Raw genomic sequence first — 25,647 nt, forward strand, 5'->3', positions numbered from 1 at the left:
CTCATTCTCCGGGATGTTGTACCGTTCGTTCACACCGTGAACGGCTTCGCTGAGCGTCATCGTAGTTCTGCATATGACCCACTAACAGATAAATCTTCCCAACACCCATCTATGGGATGCGAATTTGGAAAAATTATAGTCCCCAAATTGGCGGCCCAACAGTTTATTACAGTCCCATCCATCGGTTTCTAACCAGATGTCAGTTAGGTGAAGGGGATGGATGTGCTCATCGATACGAACGTATTTATCGAACGGGAAGGGGACTGGACGGTTCCCGAGCCACTGCAAGAACTGGAGAAACTACTGAAGACGGAAGGACACACCATCCTGATACATCCTCACTCGAAACAGGAAATCCGCAACTACGAGAACGACGAGCGGCGTGAAACGGACGAATCGAAGATCGAAACTTACGCCGAATTAGGATTCCCCCCATATCCGAATCCATCATCGACAGCGTTCCGCAACCACGTCCCTGAAGCGGATAGCTTCAACGAGCAAGTAGACAACGCACTCCTCTATACGGTGTTCAAGGACCGCACCGATATTCTCATCACCGAAGATGGAGACATGCATCGGAAAGCCGACGAACTCGGGATCAAAGAGAGCGTATTGAGTATTGAGGAAGCCAGAGAGCAATTCAGAGAAGAACCAGCGGCCTACGAGGGTCCACCCTCGGTTCAGAAACAACAGGTAGCAGATCTTGATGTCGACGACCCGATTTTCGATTCGCTGAAGGAGGATTACGCCTTCCGAAACTGGTTCGAGAGCATCCGCGTCGACGCCAGCGGCGTAGGCGATTGCTTTCCCAAGATGATCGTGGTCGGAGTCCGCCAATTGGTTCTCGATGATGACGCCCCGGCTGTTCCCAACGACCCTTGCCGACGCTCTTTTCGAGTTCGATCACCTCCAAATCGAGTCCGAGAACATCTTCCAGTTCGGATGCATCCTCGTTCCTGATTTCGAGTGTTTCGGTACTACTTTACCATCGTCTAACCGCGCCTTTGTGACTTTAGACATCGTGTCACTTCTCTTTCAGAACCAGTCAGAAACACACGACGTAGAGCGGATGAGAAGTGTGAGAGGTCCGGGTGCGAGAATCGAACCCGCGTCTCAGCCTCCACAAGGCTGAAGGATAGCCATTACCCCAACCCGGACACGACTTACGCTACTTGGCTGTCGGTCAAGTAGGTTACGACTCACGCCGAGAATGAGTGACGGACACACGGTCGGAGCCGAGACGTTTTAGTTCGGTACCCGTCTACACCACACCAGTGGCCATCACCGACAAAATCTATCTGAAAAACCACCGCCAGATCGTCTCCCAACTGGACACATCCATCCCGAAGGGCGCGTTCAAGGGCGCAACGATGGAGGTGCTCTACAGCGGCGACGGCCTCGCCAAACTCGACGACGCCACCCGTGACCGCCTGCTGGATTTCGCCGGTGACTTCCTCGATTGTGAGGATCCGGACGACCTCTACACCGGCTATCCGGAGCGCCAGTTCATCCAGTACCTGCTCGAACTCCGCGCACAGGGACTCGGCCCCGACGCCATCGTCGACGTGATGTCCGACGAGTACATGCTGTACGCCTACCCCGGCGACATCCTCTCGTTTCTGGACCAAGCGGTGCGGCGGTTGGAAGCGGTCGGATCGCTGGCGGCCGTCGAAGGCGACGACGAGATGGAAAAGCGCGTCCGCGAGGCCCGTCGGACCCTGTCAGCCTAGTCGATAGGACTGCTCGTCCTGATCGCCGTCGAGGTCTTCGAGATGGATGACGTCCTCGTCGCCCTCCTCTACTTGCTCGCGCAGGTGGTTCATGTAGCGTTTGTGCTCGTCGAGTTGTTCCCGGAGATGCTCAGCTTCGAGTTCGAGGCGTTCGTGCTCGCGGACGAAGCTTTTCGGCACCTCGACGGTGGGCGGGAAGCCGGCGTCGTCGACCGCGGAGCCGAGTTCGTGTTCGGGGACGACCTGAACCTGGCCGTCGTGGGCGACGAGCATGTCGACGTAATCGCGGAACATCGCCGAGAGCGACAGATCCCGCTCCTCGGCGATTTCGCGCAGGGTCTCGAACGCGTCCTCGTTGACGCGAAACGAGATGGTTTTGTTTTTGTTACCCATGCTCACGTCGAGTTCGTCGCCCAACTCACTTAACGGTTTGTCAGGGGACGGAGCCGACTAGGGATCCGGACGAGCGCCGTCGTCGGCATCGGCGTCGGCGCCGAGTTCGTCCGTCTCGTCGAGGCCTTCGAGCGCGGAGAGCGCCATCTGGCGGTAGTCGTCCACCGAGAGGTCGTACTCCTCGCGGGCCATGCGGGCGTACTCGTTGCTCTCGTCCTCGAAGGCGTCGATGCGTTCGAGCGTCCGCGTCGCCGTCTCGACCACCCAGCGGTCGCGGGTGGTGGCGTCGACCGGCGTGATCGATTCGGGGCGCACCGAGACGTTGACGCTCCCGTCGTCGGTCTCGTAGGTGCGTGGTTTGCCGACGACCGAGACGTACGCCGGCGGTTCGAGGTCGCGCAGCGTCGACGCGGCGTCGGGCTGATACTGCCCGGCGTAGACGAAGAAGGTCCCCGTCGGGTCGACGATGCGGCCCCGCCAGTACTCGTCGTCCTCGCCCACGTCCTCTTTCTCCGTCAGCGTGCCGACGAGGAACACGCGGTTGGCGCGTTCGCCCGTCGGCAAGAGGAGGTAGACGGGGGCGCGTTCGTCGTCGGACTCCTTGAACGTGTGACTGGCGTCGTTGAACTCGCGGGCGAAGACGCGACGAGCGACTTCGCGGGTAGGTGCTTGGCTCATGTTAGATCGACCTCGCTTCGATGAGGGCGGCTTCGGCATCGACCGGCCCGGTCAGTTGTTCGAACTCGTCGACCAGCACGTACCGGCCGAACTGCGGCCCACTCACCCGGTAGTACCGGCCGAGCGTGGTGCCGCGCATCTCGTCGGCGACGACGGTCGTATCCAGCGCGTCCATCGCCATGTCCTTCGCTTCCTCGAGGGACATACCGGTGAGTTCCTCGGTGCTTTCGCGGTCGAAGATGACCTCGTGGACCGCGGCGCCGTCGTCGAGGACGCCCTTGATCCGCAGGTCGAACTCGCCCTCGACATCGCCGTGCTCGGAACATCGTCCGTTCTGGAGGACGCGCGTGCAGTCCTCCTCGGGACACCGCTTGATGAGGCCGCTCCCGCTCTGGATGTCCACCAGCGCACCCTCGACGGTTTCGGCGTCGTCCCCGACTTCGATCTCCTCGTCGACCTCGGTGATCGTCGTCGTGCGGTTGAGCTTCACCGAGAAGTTGCCCTGGTACTCGTCGGTCACCAGGTTCTCAAGGCGATAGACCGCTCCCTCCTCCAGTTCGGGGAGGTCAGAGGATTCGAACGCGACGAACTTGGTGGTGCCCGTCTCGTCGCCCAACAGGCCGACCTGGGCGACGGAGTCGCTCCGAGCCTCCCAGAGTTCGACGACCTTGGCGGTCACGTCCAGCCACTGTTCGTCCTCCTCGATCTCGGCGAGACCGACCGAGGCGTTACCGCCCTGGCCGAGCGACTCGCGTTCGAGGCCCGCCTCGTCGAGATAGCTGTTCACGACGCTGCGGCGCGCCTCGTCGACGGGTACCTGGTACTCGTTGACGAGGTTGTCGAGTCGCTCCTCGACCTCGTCGGTAGTCAGGTCGAGGTGGTCCGAGAACTGGTCTACGATGTCCTCCGCGTGGGTATGCAAATCGGTCATGGTTTCACTCGCCTCCGGTTTGTTCTCGTGGGGAGGCACACGTCGGTTGGTGCGCAATGATATAAAAACTTCCGCGACCGGAGCGGAAGTGAAATCGGCCGACTGCGGTCGCCATCCGCATTCGGCAGCGGACCTCACCTCCGTTCGGCGAGGCCGACGAATCTTTGATTCTCCGGCCGCAAGGACGCGTATGGACGACCGGCTGCAGCAGTTCGTACGGACGACCTTCCGGTCGGCCGGCCGGCGCTACGCCGAGGCACGAGCGGCCTACCAGGAGGGCCGGGAGACGGGCGACATCCCCCGCGACGACGAGGGGCGCGTCCGCATCGTCTGTCGGCGCGAGGCCGAGCGTCGCGCCGTCGCCCTCGACAGCGAGAATCGACCCGCGTGTTACGAGGCCGGTCACCCCGACTGCGAGGGCTGTCTCGAGGATGTCCGCGAGGGCGTCGTCGAGACGTGGTAGACGGCCCCGGTGCGCTTTTGCCGGAACGCCTCATCCGGTTTATTGTGAGTCAGAGGAAGTATCGGAAGTCATCAGGGATTCTCGCCGTGACGGGCCGGCGAGAATCTGGACAGTTACGATACTCCCTCTCAGTACCGGTGGGTCGCTGGATCGTCCCGGCGAACCACCGGTAAACAGTTACAATGATCCGTATCACAGGACGGGTATGGATCGCCCGCTCGTCGCGGTCGTACTCGCTGGCGGCGTCGGCTCGCGGCTCTATCCCGCCAGCCGGAGTCACCGCCCGAAGCAGTTCCTCTCGCTGGACGGCGTGGGACGACGCCAGCGTGACACCCAGGCCGACTCCCTGCTCGAACGCACCGTCGCCCGCGCCGGCTTCGCCGACGATGTCGTCGTCTCGACGCGCCCCGCCTTCGCCGACGCCGTGCGCGAGGCCGTCCCGGCGGCGTCCGTCGTCGTCGACCCCGTCGGAAAGGATACCGGCCCGGCGCTGACGTACGCCACCCACCACATCGCCGAACGGTTTGAGGATCCCGCCGTGCTCGCACTCCCGAGCGATCACACCGTCGCGGGCGACTTCGAGACGCCTGCCCGTCGAGGGGCCCGCGTCGCGGCCGAGACTGACTCGCTCGTCACGTTCGGCGTCGAGCCAACCCGCCCCGAAACGGGCTACGGCTACATCGAACCCGGCACCGACCACGGCGACTACGCCAACGTCGCGACGTTTCACGAGAAACCGGACGCGGAGACGGCGGCGCAGTACGTCGACCGCGGCTACTACTGGAACGCCGGTATCTTCGCGTGGACCCCCGACGCCTTCCTGTCGGCGGCGCGGGCGTCGCCGCTGGCCGCGCTCGTGGACGCCCTCGACGACGGCGACCCTGAAGCGGGTTTCCGCGCCATCGACCCCGTGAGCGTCGATCATGCGGTGTTCGAACGCGCGAGGGATGCGGTCGTCGTCCCGCTTGATGTCGCGTGGGACGACCTGGGCGCGTGGGATGCGCTCGAACGCGTCGTCTCGCCCGACGGCGACGGAAACGTCGTCGCCGACGGGGCCGACCTCACGGCTCTCGATGCGACGGACAACGTCGTCGCCGGCGACGACGTCCACGTCTCGCTGATCGGCGTCGAGGGACTCGCGGTCGTGGCGTACGACGACCGGATGCTCGTCGTCCCGAAGACGGAGACCCAGCGCGTCCGGGAACTGGTAGCGAAACTGCGAGAAGACGAGCTGTTCTAATCCGGCGTGCGTTATCGGGACTGTCGGACGCGCACGGTGCCATCGGTGGTGACGCCGACCAGAAGCGGTGCCTGGACTTCGCGACCCTGCACTGCGTCGCCGGCCTCGTCGCTGACGATTTTCATCAGATCCGGGGCCGTGTGGTTGACCTTGACGCCCGCTGAGTCACACGCGTCGTAGACGAGTTTGGGGACATCGTAGAGGTCGGTGTCTTCGTCGACTTCGACCCGGACGGGGGCGGTCAGCGCCTCGGCGAACGCGACGGTTTCGCGCGCTTTCTCGACGTTGGTCCGGGCGCTGGATTCGATGCTCGAGACGTTCGCCCGCGAGGTGCCGAGCAGTCCCGCGATGGTGGACTGGCGCACGTCGCGTTCGCGAAGCGCCAGCACCTCGGCCTGCCGCCGCGTCAGAATACTCTTCTCGGCGTCGAAACCAGCGCGTTCGAGCAGGGAATCCGCGTCCGGGTCGTCGTCCATAACCCGGGATATACGCTCAGCCCATAAAAGAGCCACTTCGTCCGGTCCACCGCCGGTACCGCGGCGTCAGCGACGCTATCCGCCCCAGAAGTTGTCGCGACTGCCCAACTGCTCGGGCCGGCCGGAGTCGGTGTCGGACGAATCGGACTCCTGACTCTCGGCGTCGGCCTCGTCTTCGACCTCAACCTCCTCTCCCTCCTCGTCTTCGAGCGGGAGTCGTTCGACTTCCGCCGCCGTCGCGTGATTGGACTTCACGCGGTCGACGCGGACGCGCGCCCGGGCCGGCGGGAGCGTGCCGTCGACGAGGACGATGAAGCCGTCCTCGGTGCGGCCGACGCCTGCGCCACTCTCGTGGATGTCGGTCACCTCGACGACGAGCTCCTCGCCGGGTTTCACCGGCTGTTGCTTCAGGTCGGAGATGGGCATATCGTAGTGGTTACACCACTCGGCACCCCCGCGATCGCCGTAGTGCTGACACCCCATTCCCTGGATCCGCTCCGAGAAACTGGGGCAGTCGTCGGCGAGTGGACAGTTCGCCATAACGTCGACTACTCCACCGGCCGTCTAAACGCTTGCGTTGTACCGACCCGCGTTCGGTGACACTCGCAAGCGTTATGACGGTCGCCCCGGAATCGGGAGGTATGGCTAAGTTCGAGGAGGCGGAACGGCGCACGCTCGATAAACAGATCTGTATGCGGTGCAACGCGCGGAACCCCAAGCGCGCCGAGCGGTGCCGAAAATGCGGCTACAAGAAGCTCCGGCCGAAGGCGAAAGAGCCGCGCAGCGCCTGATTTTCGCGCCGTTACCGCCGTTCATACGGATTATTGTAACTGTGTCCCGGTGGTTCGCTGGGACAGTCCAGCAACCCACCGGTGATGAGAGGGAGTATCGTAACTGTCCAGAGATTCTCGCCGGCCCGTCACGGTGAGAATCTCTGATGACTTCCGATGATTCCTCTGACTCACAATAAACCGTATCAGTCGTATTTTGGTTCCCGTCGCTCCGCGCGCGAGAGCGCCCGATCGATCACGTCGCGAACACTCTCGTCGTCGGCGTGAAACGGGTCTCCGTGGCCGGCGTACATCGCCGTCACCGAGTCGGGAAGCCGAGACAACAGCGTCCGCAAACTCTCGATGAGGCGCTCGCGTGACTGTCCCGGCTTGTCCGTGCGGCCGAAACTCCCGTTCTCGAACGCGCCGTCGGTGTAGACGACGACATCGCCGCTGAACAGGCGGGTGTCGCTCACGAGGGAAACGTGGTCGTCGGCGTGGCCCGGCGTGTACACGACCTCGAAGACCTCGTCGCCCATCTCGACGGTGTCGCCGTCGACGAGGGGCGCCGTCCGCCGCGGATGGTCGGCGTGGGCGCGGAGGTCGGCGTCGAACGCGTCGAGAACCGCGTCCAACCGACCGACGTGATCCGCGTGCTGGTGGGTGAGGACCACCTGTTCCAGGTCGTCGACGTGGTCCGCGACGACGTCGGCGACACCCGGCATCGTCCCCGCGTCGACGAGCGTCGGGTGCTCGCCGGTGACCAGATAGGCGTTGCACGTGAACTGCTCCGCGTCAGCCGTGACGTTGATCACGTCCATACCTCCCACGCCGTCGGGCAGAAGGATAAAACGGGGAACTTCCGGCTGGATCGGTTGGGGGCTGCACATGTTTTTTGGTCGTGCGCTACCTATAGTCACACGTATGGGCTTCGGGAGCTACGATGAGTCCGAACAGGAGAATCAGGAGTTAGACGCCGACCTCGACGACAACGAAGGGGTCGAAACGTCAGAAGCGGACCACCGGGGGTCGGTCGAATTCGAGATCGGGGCATCGAACGACGAACTACTCGACCGTCTCAAAGACATCAAAGACGAGTGAAGTCGGGCGCGCGGGCGCTCGGTGTCGCGGAATCGTTCGCCAGGAGGGACGACGGGAGCACCCTCTGTGGCGCCGTCGTTCGTGCTGACCGAACCGCCGACGGCTTCGCCTTCGGCACGTGTACCATCGGTGGCACGGACGCGACAGACGCCATCGCGTCGCTGTACACCACGGCAGATCGCGCGGACGTTCAGTATCTCTTGCTCGCCGGCATCGCGCCCGCGTGGTACAACGTCGTCGACCTGCACGGCCTGCACGCCGCCGTCGATCGGCCCGTGCTCTCGGTGTCGTTCGAGACGAGCCCCGGTCTGGAGCCGGCACTCCGAGAACAGTTTTCGGGGTCAGCGCTGCAGGAACGCCTGCAGCGGTATCGCGCCCAACCGCCACGCCACGAACTCGACGTGGGCGGCGAGACGGTGTACGTCCGCGGGGTGGGCACTGACCCGGAGCATGCCGCCGAGGTCGTTCGCGGGTTCACCGTCGACGGCGGGCGGCCCGAACCGCTCCGAGTGGCGCGACTGGCCGCCCGGGCGGCCCGGACGTTCCGCACGGACGGGGAGGCTTAAGCCGCCGGCCTGCGGCCCTGTGTGCATGGTCGATACCCAGGGTCCCGACGTGTGTGCCTGCGAGCGCTGTCCGGCGCTCGTCGAGTCGCGGAGTCGGATCGTCAACGGCACCGGCCCGGACGACGCCGCCCTGCTGTTCGTCGGCGAGGCGCCCGGTGCCAACGAGGACGAACAGGGCGAACCTTTCGTGGGCCGGTCCGGATCAGTGCTCGACGACGCTCTCCGGGACGCCGGCCTCGTCCGCGCCGACGTGCGCATCACCAACTGCGTCCGGTGTCGCCCGCCCGAGAACCGTGATCCGCGGGGCGAGGAGCTCGACAACTGCGCCGAGTTTCTGGACCGGGAGATCGACCACGTCGATCCCGATGTCGTCGTCACCCTTGGCAAGGTCCCGGGGGAGCGCCTCCTCGACCGCGACGTGGGCGTCACGTCGGAAGCGGGATCGGTGGTGGAGGCGCGTCTCGGCGGCGAGTGCCGACGCGTAGTCATCTGTCTGCATCCGGCGGCGACGCTGTACGACCGGAGCCAGCGGGAGGCGTTCGACGAGGCGGTAGCGACGGCTGCCGATCTCGTTGGCGCGGGCGAGAGCGACCAGTCGCGGCTGGGCGATTACTGACGACGCCCGTCGAATCGGTCGATACGGAACGGTTCGACGGGCGCCGTCGTCTCGCCGTCGAGCGCGAGGTCGGCCAGCGCCTCCCCGATAGCGCTGGCGAACTTGAACCCGTGGCCGGAGAAGCCCGCACCGACGACGACGTTCTCGTGGTCGGGATGGATGTCGACGAGGAAATCGCTGTCCGGCGTGTTCGTGAACATGCAGGTCGAGAGCCGCATGGTCGGCCCGGCGGCCGACGGGAAGTATCGCTCCGTGAACGACCGGAGGATCCGCTCGTCCTCGTGGTCCGGTTCGCGGGCCAGTTCGGACGGTGATCCCGTCTCCTCGCGGTGGCGGTACTTCCCGACCTTGAACCCGGGAATCTCGTAGGTCGGGAAGCCGTAGAAGTGGCCCTCCGGCACGTCGGCGACGAACACGGGGAAGTTCTCGGGCGCGAACCGCTCCGGTTCGGTGGGCTGGAACCAGCCGAGCACCTGTCGTTCGGGCTGCAACAGTCCCGAGAGCGAGGGGAGAAGCTGCCCGGTCCACGCGCCGGCAGTCACGACCAGCCTGTCGGCGACGTACTCCCCTCGGTCGGTCCGGACGGTGACGCCCGTCTCGTCGGCGTCCCAGCTTTCGACCGTCTCGCGCGCGCGGACCGTCGCGCCGTGGTCGTGCGCGGCCTGGACGTGGGCGACGATACACTGCTCGCAGTGGAGGAACCCGCCGTCAGCCTGGTAGACGGCGCGGTGCTCTGGAGGGAGGTCGTAGCCGGGGAATCGCTCGTTCAGCACCGCTCCGGATAGTTCGTCGTGGTCGATGTCGTGGGCCTCGCAAGCGCGTTTCGACCCGGCGTAGACGCTCTCGTCGTCGTCGGGGCCGACGTCGACGCTGCCGACCGCGTGGAGCAGTTGCCGGGGATGGGTCGCATCGAGCCGGTTCCAGAGCGCGAACGCCCGCCGGACGAGCGGAACGTAGGCGGGGTCCTCGTACTGGGGGAGACGGATGATCCTGGAGACGCCGTGCGACGACCCCTGGGCGTGAGGGATGTCGTACCGTTCGAGGCCGACGACATCGCAGCCACGGCGGGCGAGATGGTAGGTCGCGGCACTGCCCATCCCGCCGACGCCGAGGACGACGACAGCACACTCCGTGCGGGTCATTGTCGGGTGGCCGGACGCCGCCCACATAACGTTCCGGGAGAGCGCTGGTGGCGCCGACCGCCAGTCCTGGCGACGGATGGCCGCAACGGAAACCCACTTCACCACCGCTCCCGAAGCACCGGTATGAGCCTGTCCGAAGCGCCGTCGGAGACGCTCGCGGACGTGGTCATCGTCGACTACGGCCTCGGCAACCTCCGCTCGGCCACGCGCGGCCTCGAACGCGCCGGCGCTGACGTGACGATCACCGACGACCCGGGCGACTTCGCCGACGCCGACGGCATCGTCCTGCCGGGCGTCGGCGCGTTCCGCGAGGGGATGGAGAACGCGGGGCCGTACCGCGAGGCCCTGGCGGACGCCGTCGACCGCGGGCAACCCGTCTTCGGCATCTGTCTCGGCATGCAGATGCTACTGACGACCAGCGAGGAGGCCGATCACGCGGGCGAGGGCGAAGTCGTCGGCCTCGATTTCATTCCCGGGAAGAACGTGCGCTTCGCCGAGGGGCAGACGGTCCCGCATATGGGCTGGAACGAACTCGCCGTCGAGCGCGAGCACCCGATCGTGACGGGCGTCGCAGACGCCCCCGGGACCGATGCCGGTCCCGAGGGTGGCTCCGTCGACGGCGAGTACGCCTACTTCGTCCACTCCTACTACGCCGACCCCGAGAACGACGAGGCGGTCGTCGCCACGTCCGATCACGGCCGTCGCTTCCCCGCCGTCGTCGCCAACGAGGACGGCACCGTCTTCGGCACCCAGTTCCATCCCGAGAAGAGCGGTGAGACGGGGTTGACCATCCTGCGGAACTTCGTCGACATCTGTTCGACGGCGTAAGCCGGGGCACGACCCGACGCGTTTTTGCCACGCTCCCGTGAACGACCGTCCATGGAAGCCATCACGCTCGGCCCGTCGGGCACCTACTCGCATCGCGCCGCGCGAGCGGTTGCGGACGAGGTGACGTTCAGCGAGTCGGTCACCGCCATCGTCGAGGCCGTCGCGGCCGGCGACTACCGCCGTGGTGTCGTCCCCATCGAGAACAGCATCGAGGGGAGCGTCACCGAGACGCTGGACGCCCTCTCCAACTACGACGTGGCCGTCGTCGAGGAGGTGGTGACGCCCATTCGGCACGCCCTCATCGCGCAGTCGCCGTCGTTCGACGTGGTCGCGAGTCACTCGCAGGCGCTGGCGCAGTGTCGGGGCTTCCTCGAAGCCGAATATCCGGACGTGGAACTCGAAGCCGTCGCGAGCACCGCCCGTGGCGTCGAGCACGCCCGCGAGGACAGCAGCGTCGCCGCCATCGCCCACCCGGACAACGCCGGCGACGACCTGGAGGTCATCGCGGAGGACATCCAGGACCGAAGCTCCAACGCCACCCGGTTTTTCGTCATCGCGCCCGCAGACGAGCGCTCCGACGCCGGCGGCAAGTCGACGATAATCGTCAACCCGAACGCCAACTATCCGGGCCTCCTGCTGGAACTGCTGGAGGCGTTCGCCGACCGCGACATCAACCTCTCACGCGTGGAGTCGCGACCGACCGGCGACCGCCTCGGCGATTACCTCTTCCACATCGACTTCGAGGCGGGCCTGTACGAACGCCCCGCCAGCGACGCCGTCGAAGAGGTGGAATCCATCGCGGCCGACGGCTGGGTCCGACGGCTTGGCTCCTACGACACGAGACACGTGGTCTGATACGGATTATTGTAACTGGGTCCCTGTGATTCGCCGAAACAGTCCGGCGAATCACCGTAATGACTTACGATAAACCGTATGAATCCGACGTGCGGGCTGCTAGCCGCCGTCCTGCGGTCTTTATCTTCTCACAGCGCGAGTGGATAGCTGGAGAACAAAGATGCAACCAATCAACTACGTCAGCGAATTCGACGACCTGTTCGAGCGCATGAGCCGGAACTTCGGCGGTCACAGCCACGCCGACGCCGACTTCCCCGTCGACGTGCTCCGTCGCGACGACGAACTCGTCGTGACGGCGGATATCCCCGGATTCGACTCGCCGTCGGTCGACGTCTCCGTCGACGACGACCTGCTGACGATCCGGGCCGACAGCGAGACGGAGACGGCCACGGACGATGGGGCGTACGTCCGACGCGAGCGCCGACACCAGTCGGTGCGACGGACCATCCGCCTCCCGGCGACCGTCGACGAGGACGGCGCATCCGCGACGTACCGGAACGGCGTCCTGACGGTGACGCTGCCCGTCGAGACGGAGACGGACGCAGTGCAACACATCGACGTCGAGTGAGCCGGATTATTGTAACTGTGTACCGGTGGGTCGCCGCCCCTGATCGGTGACCGCCGGACCTGACGGACGACCGTCCACACGGGGCGATCGCGGCGTGGCGATTGCGGTATAGGAGTTATTTTAGGTCGGGGGTTCCTGAGCCCGGATATGGAATACGACCCGCAGGACGTGGAGGAGCGCTGGCGGGAGCGCTGGGCCGAGACGGGGCGCTACGAGGCCGATCCCGAGGAGGTTGAGGACCCCGACGACGCGACCTTCATCACGGTCCCCTACCCCTACCCCAGCGGCGGCATGCATATCGGGCACGCCCGGACGTACACCGTGCCGGACGTCTACGCCCGCTACCGCCGCCAGCAGGGCGACAACGTGCTCTTTCCCATCGCGTGGCACGTCACCGGCACGCCGATCATCGGCGCCGTCGAACGCCTGAAGAAAGGCGAAGAGGAACAGCTGTCGGTGCTCCGAGACACCTACGACGTGCCGGAGGAGACCCTCCAGGATCTGGAGACGCCGATGGGCTACGCCCGCTACTTCATCGAGGAACATTACAAGAAGGGGATGAAGTCCCTTGGGCTGTCGGTCGACTGGCGCCGCGAGTTCACCACCAACGACGACCGCTACTCCAAGTTCATCACCTGGCAGTACGAGACGCTGAAAGACCGGGGGCGCCTGGAGAAGGGCCTCCACCCCGTGAAATACTGCACGAACGAGGAACAGCCGGTCACGACCCACGACCTGCTGGAGGGGGAGGACGCCGAATACCAGGAGTACACCCTGGTCCGGTTCGGCCTCGACGACGCGGTGGTGCCGATGGCGACGCTCCGCCCCGAAACGGTGCGGGGCGTAACCAACGCCTACGTCAACCCCGACGGGGCGTACGTCCGGGCGACCGTCGACGGTGAGACGTGGCTGGTCTCGGAAGCGGCGACGGCGAAACTCCGCCTGCAGGCCCACGACGTGACCGTCGAAGAGACGTTCGCGGGCACCGAACTGGTCGGTACGTCGGTCACCAACCCCGTCACCGGCGACGAGGTGCCCATCCTGCCGGCGACGTTCGTCGATCCGGACAACGCGACCGGCGTGGTCATGTCGGTGCCCGCCCACTCCCCCGACGACTACCTCGCCTTGCAGGAGGCGAAAGCCGACGACGAGCGCATGGCGCGCTACGGCGTCGATCCGGCGGTCGTCGACGACATCGAACCCATCCCCATCCTCGATGTCGAGGGCTACGGCGACGTGCCCGCCCGCCACGCCGTCGAGGAGGCGGGCATCGAGTCGTCGGGTGACCCCGCGCTGGAGGCCGTGACCCAGGAACTGTACAACCGCGAGTTCCACGCGGGCCGCCTCCACGACGACTACGGCGAGTTCGCAGGCGCGGTCATCGAGGACATCCGCGAGCAGTACCGCGACGCCGGCGTCGACGCCGGCCAGTTCGACACCATGTACGAGTTCTCGGAGGAGGTCGTCTGCCGGTGTGGCGGCGACGTCGAGGTGGCCGAACAGGACACCTGGTTCCTCAGCTACAACGACGAGGACTGGAAGGAGCGGACGCGGCAGGTCGTCGAGAACATGGAGTGCATCCCGGCGAACACCCGCGACGAGTACCACCACACCATCGGGTGGCTCAACGAGTGGCCGTGCATCCGCAACTACGGCCTCGGGACGCGCCTGCCCTGGGACGACGACTTCGTCATCGAACCCCTCTCGGACTCGACCATCTACATGGCGTACTACACCCTCGCGCCGCGCCTGCGCGAGATCCCCGTCGAGGACCTCGACCGCGACTTCTTCGACGCGCTCTTCTACGGCGCCGACGCGGTGGACGACCCCGATCCGCGCGCGCTCGACCTGCGCGAGGAGTGGCAGTACTGGTACCCCGTCGACTACCGCTTCTCCGCGAACGACCTCATCTCGAACCACCTCACGTTCTACCTGTTCCACCACGCGGAACTGTTCGACGAGGCCAACTGGCCTGAAGGCATCGTCATCATGGGCATGGGTCTGCTGGAGGGCGAGAAGATGTCGTCCTCGAAGGGCCACGTCGTCCTGCCGGGCGAAGCCATCGAGAACTACGGCGCCGACACCGTCCGCTTTTTCCTGCTCAACTCCGCGGAGCCGTGGCAGGACTACGACTGGCGCGCAGGCCAGGTCGAGAGCGTCCGCAACCAGCTCGATCGCTTCTGGAACCGAGCCCAGGAACTCATCCCCGAGGACTCGACCTCGACGTTCGACGACGACCCGGCCGACCAGGATCTGCAGCATATCGACCGGTGGCTCCTGTCGAAACTCCAGCGCACCGTCCGCGAAGTGACGGGGGCGATGGACAACTCGGAGACGCGGGCGGCGAGTCAGACCGCCTTCTACGACTTCGAGGAGTCGCTTCGGTGGTACCGCCGACGGACGGACCGCGACCGTCCGGGCGCCCAATGGACGCTCCGCCACGCCCTGGAGACGCGACTGCGGCTTCTCGCGCCGTTCGTCCCCTTCCTCGCGAACGAACTCCACGAGCAACTGACGGGGACGGCGGCCGAGGACGCCGACTGGCCCGAGGCCGACCCCGACCGCATCGACCCGCCCACCGAGGTCCAGGAGAGGCAGATCGAGCGGCTCACGGAGGACATCAACGACATCATCGACGTGATGGGAACCGATCCCGACACCATCCACGTGTACGCGGCCGCCGACTGGAAGCGGAAGGTGTTCGACGCCGTGGCCGGCGCCGGCCCCGACATCGGCGCCGTGATGAGCGAGGCGATGTCGGACCCGGACCTCCGGGAGCGGGGCGACGCGGTGAACGACCTCGCGGGCGAACTCGTCGAACTCACGCGGGACCGCGACGACACGACGGTCGACGTGATGCGCGAACTGGACGAACAGGCGGTGTACGAAGCCGCGATCCCCTTCCTCGAACGCGAGTTCGACGCGGCGGTCGCCGTCTACGCCGAGGACGAGAACCCGCCGGATCCGGGTGACCGCGCCAGCGACGCCGTACCGTTCCGCCCGGCAATCTATCTCGAGTAGCGAGACGGTCGGGACGGCATCGCCGTTCCGTCGCCGTCCAGGCTGACCTCGAACGACCGGGACTCGCCGGGGACGACGACCGCGAACTGCAGACGGTCACCGATATTCTCGCCGACGTGATAGTCGACGGTCGTTTCGTGGGTCGTCGACGCGCCGGCGGCGAGCGAGAGGGAGAACGCGTCCCCGCCGTGCATCGGGCCGTGGTGATTGATCGCACCGCGACAGACGCCAGCGCCGCCGGTGTTCGTCACGTCGAGACGGATCGGAACCGGGTCGTCGTGGCCGACGGCGTCGGGCACGTCGTACGTGACCGCGAACGCGGGTGGCGTGGCGCGGAGTGGATCGAACGTCGACGCGGGGATCGACCACCGAGCGTCGTCAAGCGTGACGGCCGCCGTGTCGACCGCCGGTGAGTGCGGAACGGCAAAGTGCAGATAGCCGCGGGTCTCTGCGGCCGTATACGCGCCGTCGCCGACTGGCGCGAGATCGCGGACGGGACCGAACGCGGCGTCGGCGGGGGCGATCCGTTCGTCGGCCACGTCCAGGGTGAAGGCGTCACGGGCGGGCGGCGACGAACCCTGTGCGGTGACGCCGACGAACGCGAACCACCCGTCGCCGGCCGATTCGACGCCGAAAGCGTCCGGGGCGCTGAGATACTGATACGAGTGAACGACGGCGAATTCGGCGACGGTAATCTCCGCGTCGTCGACGGAAATCGATTCGCCGAGCGTCGCCGTCTCGCCGTCGGCAGTCGGCGTCGACGAGGACGGGACGCGGTCGGCACACCCCGCAATTCCGGCCGCGGCGAGGCTCGCCGTCGCGAGAAAGGCGCGTCTGCTGGAGGGCATAGCAGCGGGTATCGAGGGCTAAAATAAGGGTCTTGTGCCGCGTGAAAGCGATCCTGTGGCGTCGGTGGTGGGTGCGCGCCTACCTCACATCGCGCCGCCCATGCCACCCATGCCGCCCATGCCGCCAGCGCCGCCGGGGCCGCCCTCGTCCTCGTCGCCGGAGGTCGAGAGGTCGCCGGCCGCGATGATGTCGTCGATTTTCAGGACCAGGTTCGCGGCCTCGGTGGCCGACGTAAGCGCCTGCTCCTTGGCGTGGGCGGGTTCGACGACGCCAGCCTCGTAGGTGTCGACCACGTCGCCGGTGAAGACGTTGAGGCCGGCGCGTGCGTCGCCCGCCTCGTGGGCGGCGCGCAGGTCGACGAGCGTGTCGATACTGTCGAGACCGGCGTTGCTCGCGAGCACGCGCGGAACGGTCTCGACGGCGTCGGCGAAGGCCTCGACGGCGAGCTGCTCGCGGCCGCTGACGCTGTCGGCGTAGTCACGCAGACGGCTCGCGAGTTCGACTTCGACGGCACCGCCGCCGGCGAGGACGCGACCGTCGGCGGTGGTCGCCGAAACCACGTCGAGGGCGTCCTGAATGCCGCGTTCGAGCTCTTCGACGACGTGCTCGGTCGAGCCGCGGAGCAGGAGGGTCACGCCGTGAACGTTCTCGCCCTCGACGTAGAACAGGCCGGCGTCGGCGTCGCGGCTGATGGTGCCGTTGCCGAGGTCGGCGCCGGTGGCGCTGTCGAGGTCGGAGACGATGCTGGCGCCGAGAATCTCCTGCAGGAAGCCCATGTCGGACTTCTTCGTCCGGCGGACCGCGAGGATGCCCTCCTGCGCGAGCAGGTACTGTGCGAGGTCGTCGATGCCCTTCTGACAGAACACCACGTCGGCGCCGGTGGCGACGATCTGGTCGACCTTCTCCCGGAGCTGTTGCTCTTCGCTATCGAGGAACTGCTGGAGCTGTTCGGGGTCGTCGATGCTGACCTGCGCGTCGGCGTCGGTCTCTTCGACCTCGATGGGCTCGTTGAGGAGGAGTACGTCCGCCGAGTCGAACTCGACGGGCATGTCGTCGTTGACGGGGTCTTTGTCGATGACTGCGCCGTTGAGGAGTTCCGACTCGGACGCCGAGCGACCCGTCTGCGTCTCGATCTCGACGAATTCGAGGTCGACGACGTGGGAGCCGTCCTCGGTCTCGACGGTGACCGCCTGGACCGCGTCGACGACGAGCTGTGCGAGGAGTTCCTTATCGAGGTCGGAGCTCTTGCCCGTCATCGAGGTTTCGGCGACGCGTCGGAGGAGCTGCTCGTCGCTGGGGTCGACGGACTCCGCGATGTCGTCGATCTCGTCGCGGGCGAACTCGGAGGCCATGTGGAAGCCCTTGATGATCGCCGTCGGGTGGATGTCCTGATCGAGGAGATCCTCGGCGTTGCCGAGGAGGTCCCCGGCGATGGAGACGGCCGTCGTCGTCCCGTCGCCGGCCTCGTCCTCCTGAGTCTCGGCGACTTCGACGATCATCTCGGCCGTCGGGTTGTCGATGTCCATCTCCTGGAGGATGGTCACGCCGTCGTTGGTGATGGTGACGCTGCCCATCGAGTCGACGAGCATCTTGTCCATCCCCTTCGGGCCGAGCGTCGACCGTACCGACTCCGCGACTGCACGGGCCGCCGAGATGTTGTACTCCTGAGCGTCCTTGTCCTTGACGCGCTGGGCGTCCTCGCCCATAATGATCATCGGCTGCCCCTGTTGCATACGCTGACTCATGGTTCACCGAACGATTGTTTGTCCTTCTATATAAAAGTGAGTGTTCCGGGAGACGCCGTGAGAGACGCGACACGCAGAGTGGGAGCGGAAAAACAGCCGACGTGAGGAGGTTCGCTGATTCTGTGAGAACTGTTATCACGACCCGAGAATGGCGGGCGATTCCGGATCGCGGGGTGCTTTAAGTTACAGAGCTGATCGGAAGTCACGATAGATTCGCGCCGGACCGACCCGGTGCGAAGCTATAGTAGCGTTCGGAACTGTTTGCACACCTGATCGCACGCCGTCTGGTGATCAGGTCTGCGATGACTGACAAAGGCTACGATCGAAACAGTTGCGGCCCTCCCGCTCAGTCCCGGGAATCGGGCGGTTCCTTCCAGTGGACCGTGACCGTTCCGATGGCGAAGGCGTCGTCGGTGTCGGTGTCGCGAGTGATCACCAGATCGTTGGTCCCGGCGGTGAGAGAGACGGCGTCGCCGAACGTATCGACCCAGTACTGCCAGCCCTCGTTGGGAGGGATATCGAACCCGCTCATCGGGTCGCCGTTGATCAGAACGTCGTGTCCGTACTCGCCGACATCGAACGCCTGGATGCCGACGTAGCCGTCGGTGGCGTCGTCGGTCGGAACGTCGAACTCCTGGGGGTCGGTCGCATCGCCGACGTTGGTCGCCCAGTCCAGGTCGAGTTCTCGCGTCGCTGGCGCGAGTTGCGTACCGACGTACATCGTCGCGTAGTTCGCGCGCACGTCCTTCGATTGAATGGGAGTAGGGAAAAGATCGCCGGCGGGTCAGGACCGCTCGGACGGTTCGTTGGCCACGAGTTCGGCCTCTTCGCCGTCGAGTTCCGGCAGTTCCGCGTCTTCGCCGAGCGTCTCGAGTTCCTGCTCGTAGAGCTGCTGGCGCAGCTGCTCGCGCTTTTTCTGCCCGTTTTTCTCGCGGCCACTTTTCGTGTCAGGCATTGTCACTCTGTGAGACGTGCCCACACCACATGAACCTTTCTCCGATTCCAGACGAACGCAACGCTCCGTACGGCGTGTGTGTTAAGTCCGTGGGGTGTGGAACGTTACCACATGTCGCTGAAGGGCGGACGAACCGACGCCGTTCCGGACGACCCGTCGCCGGTCGACAAACACGTCGCGGAGTGGGTCTGTACCGACTGTGAGTACGACGAGTACCGGACGACGACCGGCACGACGGGCACGCTCGCCCGCTGCCCGAGCTGTGGCGGTGACCTCGTGATGCCGCGCGACGCGATGTCGTAATACGGCTATAGTAGCGTTTGGAACTGTTTGCACACCTGATCGCACGCCGTCTGGTGATCAGGTCTGCGATGACTGACAAAGGCTACGATAGCTATGACTGTAGCGACCTGCGGCGGAATAAGAAGCGCCGGGACAGGGATTTGAACCCTGGATCCCTGAAGGGAACACGCTTTCCAGGCGTGCGCCTTACCACTCGGCCATCCCGGCACGCAGTTGTGTCTAACTGCTCCGCCTGTTAAGTCCTTCCGTTTTCCCGTATTCGCGGCGCCAACAGATGCGTCAGACCGGCCGACAGGGCGCCGACGGCGACGGCGCCGCCGCCGACGACGAACAGGCCGATTTCCAGGGGACCAACGAGGAGTCGATACCCCTGAACGAGCACGAGAAAGGAGAGCGCGCCGACGAGTCCCCAGAGCAGACTCGATTTGTGTCGGGGCGTCATCGGGCGGCCCTCGTCACGCTCACTCCACGTCGGCGATGGCTTCGATTTCCAGGGCCGCGCCCTTGGGGACGTTACCGACTTCGACGGCGCTACGGGCCGGTGGCTCCGCGTCGAAATACGTCGCGTACGTCTCGTTCATCTCGTCGAAGTCGTCGATGTCGTCGAGAAAGATGGTCACTTTCAGCAGGTCGCTCGCGTCGGCCCCCTCGTCGGCGAGGATGGCCATGACGTTGTCCAGCGACTGCTCGGTCTGCGTCGCGACGCTCTCGTCGTCGAGGAGTTCGCCGTCCGGGGTCAGCGGCAGTTGCCCGGCCGTGAACAGCAGCGATCCGTTCGTCGTCGCCTGACTGTACGCGCCCACCGCGGCGGGGGCGTCGTCGGTGCTGATGGTTCGTTTCACGCTCCGGTCGTCACGCGGGGTCGGGTTAAAAGTACACATCCACGGCCGTTCCTGCCGTCGCCGTCAGACCGACATCTGGTACCCGTTGACGATTTCGACATCGTAGCCGCGGCTCCGGAGCGCCGAGAGGAGTTCGTCGATGTGGTCCGGGCCACGAGTCTCCACTTCGAGTTCGACGCGCGCGTCGTTCATCGCCACGTCCCGCGATGTACGGTCGTGGTGGAAGGCGGTGATGTTCGCGCGGTGTTCGGCGATGATGGTGCCCAGCTCGACCAGGGCGCCGGGCTGGTCTTTCAGGATGGTGCGGAAGCGGAGATACCGACCCGTCGCGACCAGGCCACGCATTACGACCGTCGTGAGGACGTTGAGGTCGATGTTGCCGCCACAGACCGCGGGGACGATCACTTCCCCCTCGTCGAACTCGATGGCGCCGGACAGGAGCGCCGCAATCGAGATGGCCCCCGCGCCCTCCGCGAGCGCCTTGTGCCGTTCGAGCAGATAAGTGAGCGCGATGGCGATGTCCTCGTCGTCGACGGTCACCACCTCGTCGACGCGTTCCTGGATGACCTCGAACGTCCGGTCACCGATGCGGCGGGTGGCGATGCCGTCGGCGATGGTGTCGACGCTGTCGCGCTCGTAGATTTCGCCTTTCTGCAGCGACTCCGCGGCGCTGGAGGCGCCTTCGGCCTGCACGCCGATGACGCGAACGTCGGGGTCGTGGGCCTTGACCGCCGTCGCGATACCGGAGATGAGACCGCCGCCACCGATGGGGACGATGACGGTGTCGAGTTCCGGGCAGTCCTCGACGATTTCGAGGCCGATGGTGCCCTGGCCGGCCATCACCATCTCGTCGTCGAAGGCGTGGACGTAGGTCCGGCCCTCCTCGCGTTCGATCCGGTGGGCCTCCGACTGGGCCTCGCTGTAGTCCGTGCCGTGGAGGACGACTTCGGCGCCGTAGCGCTCGGTCGCTTTCACCTTCGAAACGGGGGCGTGCTCCGGCATGACGATCTTCGCGTCGACCCCCGCGCGGGTCGCCGCCAGCGCGACGCCCTGGGCGTGGTTGCCGGCGCTCGCCGTGACGACGCCCGCCGCCTGCTGGGCGTCCGACAGCGTTTCGATACGGTTCATTGCGCCCCGGATCTTGAACGCGCCCGTGCGCTGGAAGTTCTCCAGTTTGAGATGCACGTCGGCGCCCGTCATCTCCGAGAAGGCGTGTGAGTACTCAAGCGGCGTGTGACGCGCCACGCCCTCGACCCGGTCTCGGGCGTCGAGCACGTCCTCGAGTGAGATCATACCACCCGTACCCGGCGGTGGCTGTTAACGGTTTATATAGCGACGGCTCACCGGTGTGAAAGGGGGAATGCACGCGTGTGACGTGCGTTCATTCAATACCCGGGGGAGTACATAAACGTCATGAAGGCGCGGTGGAAGTGAAAGTGAACGCGAGAGACGGTAGAAACCATCGTATTGCGAGGACGGAGCGTCACGCCGGGAGGGGCCGGACGACGACGCTGGAGTCGAAATACTGCTCGACGCGCTCCGCGAATGTGCCTTCACCGGGCCACTCGACGGCTGCCTGGTTCGTCAGCGACCGGGCCGAGACGTCGCCGTCGTCGTCCCGGGCGTGTTCGGAGCGGTGTGCCACCCCATCCAGCGCGGCCGGGTCGCCGACGTAGACGACGGCCGTGCCGCCGTCGGTGCGCGGCGCCGAAACGCGGACGTAGAGCCCCTGGCCGATTCCCTCGTAGGCGTCGAGGGCGTCGATGTCGTCCGTTCGGAGGAGACGCCCCGCCGTCTCGCCGCCGGGCGCGAGCGTAGGATACCGGCCGTCGACCGGGTGACAGCCCTCCAGAACCGCGGCGCCGACGAAGACGAACGAATCCACCACCGACGCGACCCGGTCGGGTTGGGTGAGCGTCCCGTACGCGAACACGTCCATACCCGACACTGGGCGCGACGCGGGGTTCCGTCTTTCGGCTATCGCTCGTCGAGGGGGACGAACTCGCGCCCCTGTTCGCCGACGTAGCGCGCACGCGGCCGGATGAGACGGTTGTCCGCGTACTGTTCGAGCATGTGCGCGATCCAGCCACCGACCCGGGACACCGCGAAGATGGGCGTATAGAGATCCATCGGGATCCCCATCTGGTAGTACATGGACGCGGAGTAGAAGTCGACGTTGGGTGCGAGGCCGGCCTTTTCGGCCATATACCCCTCGATTTCGACGGAGTAGTCGTACCACTTGGGATCGCCGGTGGTCTCGCCGAGTCGCTTGGAGTAGGCCTCGAGGATGGCGGCCCGAGGGTCACGGACATCGTAGACGCGGTGGCCGAACCCGGGGACGCGCTTGCCGTCATTGACCGCGTCGTCGACCCACTCGCGGGGGCCTTTCTCGCTGTCGTCGATCTCCTGCAGCATCCCCATGACGTTCTGGTTGGCGCCGCCGTGGAGGTCGCCCGCGAGCGTGCCGATGGCGCTCGTGACGCCGCTGTGCAGATCCGAGAGCGTCGAGGTGGTGACCATCGCGGAGAACGTCGAGGCGTTCAGCCCGTGATCGGCGTGCAACACCAGCGCGGTATCGAACGTCTCGGCCGCGACATCGTCCGGCTCCTCGCCGTTCAGCATGTAGAGGAAGTTCTCGGCGTGACCCAGATCGGGCCGAGGGTCGACGGGGTCGTCGCCCTCGCGCAGGCGGGCGAACGCCGCCACGATGGTCGGGAGTTTCGCGGTGATGCGACAGCCCTTCGCGAGGTTGGCGTCCTCGTCGTCGGGGTCGGCGTCGGTGTCGGGATCGTAGGCCGACAGCGAGGAGGTCACCGTCCGCAGCATCGCCATCGGGTCTTCGCCGCGGTCCGCGAGTTCTTCGATGAGGTCGTAGACGGCGGGCTCGAGGTCTCGCTCGTCGGCGAGGCGGGCGGCGAAGGCGTCCGCCTCGTCCCGGGACGGCCACTCGCCGTTCCAGAGCAGCGACAGCACCTCCTCGTAACTCGCCTCGTGTGCGAAATCCTCGATGGCGTACCCGCGGTAGCCCAACTCGCCGGCGTCGCCGTCGATGTAGCTCAGCCGAGACTCGAAGACCACCACACCCTCCAGTCCCCGCTTGACCTCATCAGACATACGCTATCGGTTTCGGACCGTCTCAAAAAAGCGTTGCCGTTTCCCTCATATACCCGTCATGCGACGGACAGTCAGTGAGCGGACCGAGTTCGACGCGACACGCACACACGACCGGGGAGATTTTATCGCTCGGCGTCACGCCCTAGGTATGATCCTGTCGGACACCGACATCCTCGCCCGCCTTCGCGAGGGCGATCTCGTGATCGACCCGCTCGAGGATATCGATCAGCAGGTCCAACCCGCCAGCGTCGACCTCCGCCTCGGCTCGGAGTTTCTGGAGTTCCAGCGCACGAACATCTCCTGCATCCACCCCACGCGCGAACGGGAGGTCAGCGAGTACATCTCGGAAACCGTCGTCGACGACGGCGACGAGTTCATCCTCCATCCGGGAGATTTCGTCCTCGGAACGACCAAAGAGCGCATCGAGGTCCCGCCGGATCTGGTCGCCAACGTCGAGGGACGGTCCTCGCTCGGTCGCCTCGCGGTCGTCGTCCACGCCACCGCGGGCTTCGTCGATCCCGGCTACCGCGGCCAGGTGACGCTCGAACTGTCGAATCTCGGCACCGCGCCCGTCGCGCTCACGCCCGGCATGCGCGTCTCACAGCTCGTCTTCACCGAACTGTCTTCGCCCGCGGAGCGCCCGTACGGCAGCGACCGCGGGTCGAAATACCAGGACCAGACGGGGCCACAGGCCTCCCGCATCGGCGACGACCCCGAGTTCGAACCATGAAGTTCATCGAGGAACTCGTCGTCGAGGAGTTTCTCCCCACCGTCCGGTCGATGCTCGCGGCGGACCTCCGCGACCGCGGCTTCACGCAGCGGGAGGTGGCCGACGCCCTCGGCATCTCCCAGTCGGCCGTCTCGAAGTACGCCCACGGCGAGGTGACCGTCAGCGACCGCATCAGCGACGACGACCGCGTCGAAGCGCTCGTCGAACGGATCGGCGAAGGCCTCGCCACCGGCGACATGAGTCGCGTGCAGGCGCTCGTCGAAATCGAGGTGCTCATCCGACAACTGGAGGACGGCGACCTGCTGGCCGAGCGTCACCGCGAGGTCATGCCCGAACTCCGGTCCTACGAGGGGGCGTTCGACGTCCACGACCCCGAGAGCGGCGTCCGAACGACCGAACAGGTCCGGTCGTCGGTGCGCCGCGGCCTGCGTATCCTGCGGAACACGCCCACCTTCGCCGGCCTCGTGCCCAACGTCGGCTCCAACCTCGTGGAGTGCCTGCCCGACGCGAGCGACGTGGAGGACGTCGCCGCAGTCCCCGGCCGCATCTTCGACGTGCGGGGGACCGCGACGGTTCCCTCGGACCCCGAGTTCGGCGTCAGCGAACACGTCGCCTCGGTGTTGCTCTCGGCGCGCGTGGCGGGACAGTCCGTCCGCGGCGCGGTGAACCTCCGATACGACGCCGCCCTCATCGAGGAACTACGTGAGGCCGGGTATCCGACGGTCGAGTTCGCCGTCGACCAGGACGAGCGCGCGGACGCCGACACCGGCAGTCCGGCGGTCCGGCCGACCATCGTCGAAGCCGTCCGTACGGCCGGCCCCGACGAGCCTTTCGTCCTCTATCAGACCGGCGGGTTCGGCATCGAACCCATCACGTACGTCCTGGCGGCGGACGCGCCGGCCGTGGCGCGCATCGTGCGCGACCTGTCGAACTGACGGCGTCCGAAGCGCGGCTGAGGCGAACGACGGCTAGCCGTACCGCTCGTCGTGAGCCGCACAGAACGCCGGTTCGCGGAGTTGAGCCTGCACGACGCCCGGTTGTCGGTGGGCGTCGTAGAGCCGACACCGCTCGTCGTCACAGAACGCGGTACCCGTCTCCAGGAAGTCGACGGCGGCGAGGACGTAGCCTTTCAGCGCCTCGGTCGTCCGCGGGTCGCCCTCGACCAGGAAGTCGCCCTCGATCTCGGCCTCTAACACCTCACGCGGCGGCGCGTCGCCCGTCATGAGCGCGTGCTTGCTTTTCGCCTCGTAGTAGGCTTCGGGCTTGGCCGGCGCCTCGTACAGGCCGGGGACGGAGACGAGGGCAGGTTGGCCGAGGACGGCCACCCGCTTGTGCCAGCGGGCGTCGTGGGCGCCCCAAGTGCCGATCACCCGGTCGAGCAAGGGGAGATGGAGGTGATCCAGTCCGCGCTCGGCGTCGGGAAGGCGGGCGTTCAGCGCCCGCTGGACCGCCTGGCCGTCGTAGACGACGCCGCCCTCGCGTTCGGGAGTCGCCAGCGCCCGCTCCTCGTAGCGGACGATGCCGAGCATCGTGTTGCCCGTCTCCGGGTCGTGCGGATCGGTGACGCGGGCCGCGGCCAGGTCCTCGGCGAGGGTCTCGGTGGCGACGTCGCCAAGCAGTCGGTCGCGGACCCGCACCTCGCCGTCGACCCGGTCGCGAAGCCAGTCCGCGATGGCGTCGGCGTCCGCCGCAGTCGTCGGGGCTCGGTAGAGCGTGACCGTCTCGACCATG

32 protein-coding genes and 2 tRNA genes are annotated in these 25,647 nt (G+C 66.1%); 15 read left to right on the top strand and 19 right to left on the bottom strand.

Features of this window, described 5'->3' with window-relative positions; all coding sequences use genetic code 11:
- Positions 1-216: 216 nt before the first annotated feature.
- Positions 217-960, top strand: a complete 744-nt coding sequence (locus MXB53_RS11720) for a PIN domain-containing protein (protein WP_248897729.1) — start codon at positions 217-219, stop codon at positions 958-960.
- Between the two features lie 125 nt (positions 961-1,085).
- Here MXB53_RS11720 and MXB53_RS11725 read toward each other — a convergent pair.
- Positions 1,086-1,157, bottom strand: a tRNA-His gene (locus MXB53_RS11725).
- Between the two features lie 117 nt (positions 1,158-1,274).
- Here MXB53_RS11725 and MXB53_RS11730 point away from each other — a divergent pair.
- On the top strand, positions 1,275-1,730 hold the full coding sequence (locus MXB53_RS11730) for a DUF5814 domain-containing protein (protein ID WP_248897730.1): 456 nt from the start codon (positions 1,275-1,277) through the stop codon (positions 1,728-1,730).
- Here the strand turns inward: MXB53_RS11730 and MXB53_RS11735 are convergent.
- The 3 genes from MXB53_RS11735 to MXB53_RS11745 are packed head-to-tail and all read right to left on the bottom strand — an operon-like array spanning position 1,722 to position 3,732.
- On the bottom strand, positions 1,722-2,123 hold the full coding sequence (locus MXB53_RS11735) for a DUF8146 domain-containing protein (RefSeq protein ID WP_248897731.1): 402 nt from the start codon (positions 2,121-2,123) through the stop codon (positions 1,722-1,724). The two genes, MXB53_RS11730 and MXB53_RS11735, sit on opposite strands and share 9 nt — an antisense overlap.
- A gap of 57 nt (positions 2,124-2,180) precedes the next feature.
- Positions 2,181-2,801 (bottom strand): RPA family protein, encoded by a 621-nt coding sequence (locus tag MXB53_RS11740; protein WP_248897732.1) that lies wholly within the window; start codon positions 2,799-2,801, stop codon positions 2,181-2,183.
- Position 2,802: 1 nt separating this feature from the next.
- Complete coding sequence (locus MXB53_RS11745) at positions 2,803-3,732, bottom strand: replication factor A (protein ID WP_248897733.1); 930 nt, start codon at positions 3,730-3,732, stop codon at positions 2,803-2,805.
- Positions 3,733-3,922: 190 nt separating this feature from the next.
- On the opposite strand from MXB53_RS11745, the gene MXB53_RS11750 reads away from it, so the two are divergent.
- The gene (locus MXB53_RS11750) at positions 3,923-4,195 is read left to right on the top strand and encodes a DUF7091 family protein (protein WP_248897734.1); all 273 of its coding nucleotides are present in this window, start codon (positions 3,923-3,925) and stop codon (positions 4,193-4,195) included.
- A gap of 205 nt (positions 4,196-4,400) precedes the next feature.
- The gene (locus MXB53_RS11755) at positions 4,401-5,435 is read left to right on the top strand and encodes a mannose-1-phosphate guanylyltransferase (protein ID WP_248897735.1); all 1,035 of its coding nucleotides are present in this window, start codon (positions 4,401-4,403) and stop codon (positions 5,433-5,435) included.
- Between the two features lie 11 nt (positions 5,436-5,446).
- Here MXB53_RS11755 and MXB53_RS11760 read toward each other — a convergent pair whose 3' ends face one another.
- Complete coding sequence (locus MXB53_RS11760; protein WP_248897736.1) at positions 5,447-5,911, bottom strand: Tfx family DNA-binding protein; 465 nt, start codon at positions 5,909-5,911, stop codon at positions 5,447-5,449.
- 75 nt (positions 5,912-5,986) lie between these two features.
- Positions 5,987-6,451, bottom strand: a complete 465-nt coding sequence (locus tag MXB53_RS11765) for a TRAM domain-containing protein (RefSeq protein WP_248897737.1) — start codon at positions 6,449-6,451, stop codon at positions 5,987-5,989.
- A 101-nt stretch (positions 6,452-6,552) separates the two neighbouring features.
- On the opposite strand from MXB53_RS11765, the gene MXB53_RS11770 reads away from it, so the two are divergent.
- A complete protein-coding gene (locus MXB53_RS11770) occupies positions 6,553-6,702 on the top strand; it encodes a 50S ribosomal protein L40e (protein WP_248897738.1) in 150 nt (49 codons plus the stop codon).
- Between the two features lie 185 nt (positions 6,703-6,887).
- Here MXB53_RS11770 and MXB53_RS11775 read toward each other — a convergent pair whose 3' ends face one another.
- Positions 6,888-7,502, bottom strand: a complete 615-nt coding sequence (locus tag MXB53_RS11775) for an MBL fold metallo-hydrolase (protein WP_248897739.1) — start codon at positions 7,500-7,502, stop codon at positions 6,888-6,890.
- Positions 7,503-7,605: 103 nt separating this feature from the next.
- On the opposite strand from MXB53_RS11775, the gene MXB53_RS11780 reads away from it, so the two are divergent.
- Genes MXB53_RS11780 through MXB53_RS11790 form a run of 3 tightly spaced genes read left to right on the top strand, consistent with a single transcriptional unit; the run spans position 7,606 to position 8,964 of the window.
- Positions 7,606-7,782, top strand: a complete 177-nt coding sequence (locus MXB53_RS11780) for a DUF5786 family protein (protein ID WP_248897740.1) — start codon at positions 7,606-7,608, stop codon at positions 7,780-7,782.
- Positions 7,779-8,348, top strand: a complete 570-nt coding sequence (locus MXB53_RS11785; protein WP_248897741.1) for an endonuclease dU — start codon at positions 7,779-7,781, stop codon at positions 8,346-8,348. Before MXB53_RS11780 ends, MXB53_RS11785 begins: the two co-directional genes overlap by 4 nt.
- Before the next feature lie 25 nt (positions 8,349-8,373).
- Positions 8,374-8,964: a uracil-DNA glycosylase gene (locus MXB53_RS11790; RefSeq protein ID WP_248897742.1), complete on the top strand. Its 591-nt coding sequence runs from the start codon at positions 8,374-8,376 to the stop codon at positions 8,962-8,964.
- Here MXB53_RS11790 and solA read toward each other — a convergent pair.
- Positions 8,958-10,106, bottom strand: a complete 1,149-nt coding sequence (solA, locus tag MXB53_RS11795) for an N-methyl-L-tryptophan oxidase (protein WP_248897743.1) — start codon at positions 10,104-10,106, stop codon at positions 8,958-8,960. The genes MXB53_RS11790 and solA overlap by 7 nt on opposite strands.
- Positions 10,107-10,229: 123 nt before the next feature.
- On the opposite strand from solA, the gene hisH reads away from it, so the two are divergent.
- From hisH to leuS, 4 genes are all read left to right on the top strand, one after another.
- Positions 10,230-10,934, top strand: a complete 705-nt coding sequence (hisH, locus tag MXB53_RS11800; protein WP_248897744.1) for an imidazole glycerol phosphate synthase subunit HisH — start codon at positions 10,230-10,232, stop codon at positions 10,932-10,934.
- 51 nt (positions 10,935-10,985) lie between these two features.
- On the top strand, positions 10,986-11,789 hold the full coding sequence (gene pheA / locus MXB53_RS11805; RefSeq protein ID WP_248897745.1) for a prephenate dehydratase: 804 nt from the start codon (positions 10,986-10,988) through the stop codon (positions 11,787-11,789).
- Between the two features lie 160 nt (positions 11,790-11,949).
- Positions 11,950-12,357: an archaeal heat shock protein Hsp14 gene (gene hsp14, locus MXB53_RS11810; RefSeq protein ID WP_248897746.1), complete on the top strand. Its 408-nt coding sequence runs from the start codon at positions 11,950-11,952 to the stop codon at positions 12,355-12,357.
- A gap of 147 nt (positions 12,358-12,504) precedes the next feature.
- Positions 12,505-15,378, top strand: coding sequence for a leucine--tRNA ligase (leuS, locus tag MXB53_RS11815; RefSeq protein WP_248897747.1), 2,874 nt, complete (start codon positions 12,505-12,507; stop codon positions 15,376-15,378).
- Here leuS and MXB53_RS11820 read toward each other — a convergent pair.
- The 4 genes from MXB53_RS11820 to MXB53_RS11835 form a co-directional block, all read right to left on the bottom strand.
- The gene (locus MXB53_RS11820) at positions 15,366-16,226 is read right to left on the bottom strand and encodes a hypothetical protein (RefSeq protein ID WP_248897748.1); all 861 of its coding nucleotides are present in this window, start codon (positions 16,224-16,226) and stop codon (positions 15,366-15,368) included. The genes leuS and MXB53_RS11820 overlap by 13 nt on opposite strands.
- 84 nt (positions 16,227-16,310) lie before the next feature.
- The gene (gene thsB / locus MXB53_RS11825; RefSeq protein WP_248898109.1) at positions 16,311-17,942 is read right to left on the bottom strand and encodes a thermosome subunit beta; all 1,632 of its coding nucleotides are present in this window, start codon (positions 17,940-17,942) and stop codon (positions 16,311-16,313) included.
- A gap of 376 nt (positions 17,943-18,318) precedes the next feature.
- The gene (locus MXB53_RS11830) at positions 18,319-18,714 is read right to left on the bottom strand and encodes a DUF7383 domain-containing protein (protein ID WP_425601205.1); all 396 of its coding nucleotides are present in this window, start codon (positions 18,712-18,714) and stop codon (positions 18,319-18,321) included.
- A gap of 42 nt (positions 18,715-18,756) precedes the next feature.
- Positions 18,757-18,927, bottom strand: coding sequence for a hypothetical protein (locus MXB53_RS11835; RefSeq protein WP_248897749.1), 171 nt, complete (start codon positions 18,925-18,927; stop codon positions 18,757-18,759).
- A 111-nt stretch (positions 18,928-19,038) separates the two neighbouring features.
- Between MXB53_RS11835 and MXB53_RS11840 the strand changes: the two genes are divergently transcribed.
- A complete protein-coding gene (locus tag MXB53_RS11840; RefSeq protein WP_248897750.1) occupies positions 19,039-19,230 on the top strand; it encodes a hypothetical protein in 192 nt (63 codons plus the stop codon).
- A gap of 125 nt (positions 19,231-19,355) precedes the next feature.
- Here the strand turns inward: MXB53_RS11840 and MXB53_RS11845 are convergent.
- The 6 genes from MXB53_RS11845 to citZ form a co-directional block, all read right to left on the bottom strand.
- Positions 19,356-19,437, bottom strand: a tRNA-Ser gene (locus tag MXB53_RS11845).
- Between the two features lie 28 nt (positions 19,438-19,465).
- Positions 19,466-19,672 (bottom strand): DUF7981 family protein, encoded by a 207-nt coding sequence (locus tag MXB53_RS11850; protein ID WP_248897751.1) that lies wholly within the window; start codon positions 19,670-19,672, stop codon positions 19,466-19,468.
- A gap of 19 nt (positions 19,673-19,691) precedes the next feature.
- A complete protein-coding gene (locus tag MXB53_RS11855) occupies positions 19,692-20,072 on the bottom strand; it encodes a Rid family detoxifying hydrolase (RefSeq protein WP_248897752.1) in 381 nt (126 codons plus the stop codon).
- Between the two features lie 63 nt (positions 20,073-20,135).
- A complete protein-coding gene (ilvA, locus tag MXB53_RS11860; protein ID WP_248897753.1) occupies positions 20,136-21,365 on the bottom strand; it encodes a threonine ammonia-lyase in 1,230 nt (409 codons plus the stop codon).
- Positions 21,366-21,555: 190 nt separating this feature from the next.
- Positions 21,556-22,011 carry a gamma-glutamylcyclotransferase family protein gene (locus MXB53_RS11865; RefSeq protein WP_248897754.1) on the bottom strand — a complete coding sequence of 152 codons (456 nt, stop codon included), beginning with the start codon at positions 22,009-22,011 and terminating at the stop codon, positions 21,556-21,558.
- Between the two features lie 38 nt (positions 22,012-22,049).
- Entirely contained in the window at positions 22,050-23,186 is a 1,137-nt protein-coding gene (gene citZ, locus MXB53_RS11870; protein ID WP_248897755.1) for a citrate synthase, read from the bottom strand.
- Positions 23,187-23,334: 148 nt separating this feature from the next.
- On the opposite strand from citZ, the gene dcd reads away from it, so the two are divergent.
- The gene (gene dcd, locus MXB53_RS11875; RefSeq protein WP_248897756.1) at positions 23,335-23,916 is read left to right on the top strand and encodes a dCTP deaminase; all 582 of its coding nucleotides are present in this window, start codon (positions 23,335-23,337) and stop codon (positions 23,914-23,916) included.
- Complete coding sequence (locus MXB53_RS11880; protein WP_248897757.1) at positions 23,913-24,851, top strand: thiamine-phosphate synthase family protein; 939 nt, start codon at positions 23,913-23,915, stop codon at positions 24,849-24,851. Before dcd ends, MXB53_RS11880 begins: the two co-directional genes overlap by 4 nt.
- Positions 24,852-24,884: 33 nt before the next feature.
- Here the strand turns inward: MXB53_RS11880 and MXB53_RS11885 are convergent, their stop codons facing one another.
- The gene (locus MXB53_RS11885) at positions 24,885-25,646 is read right to left on the bottom strand and encodes a DUF7001 family protein (protein WP_248897758.1); all 762 of its coding nucleotides are present in this window, start codon (positions 25,644-25,646) and stop codon (positions 24,885-24,887) included.
- Between the last annotated feature and the right edge of the window lies 1 nt (position 25,647).

This window comes from Haloplanus sp. XH21, from assembly GCF_023276355.1.
Classification (GTDB): domain Archaea; phylum Halobacteriota; class Halobacteria; order Halobacteriales; family Haloferacaceae; genus Haloplanus; species Haloplanus halobius.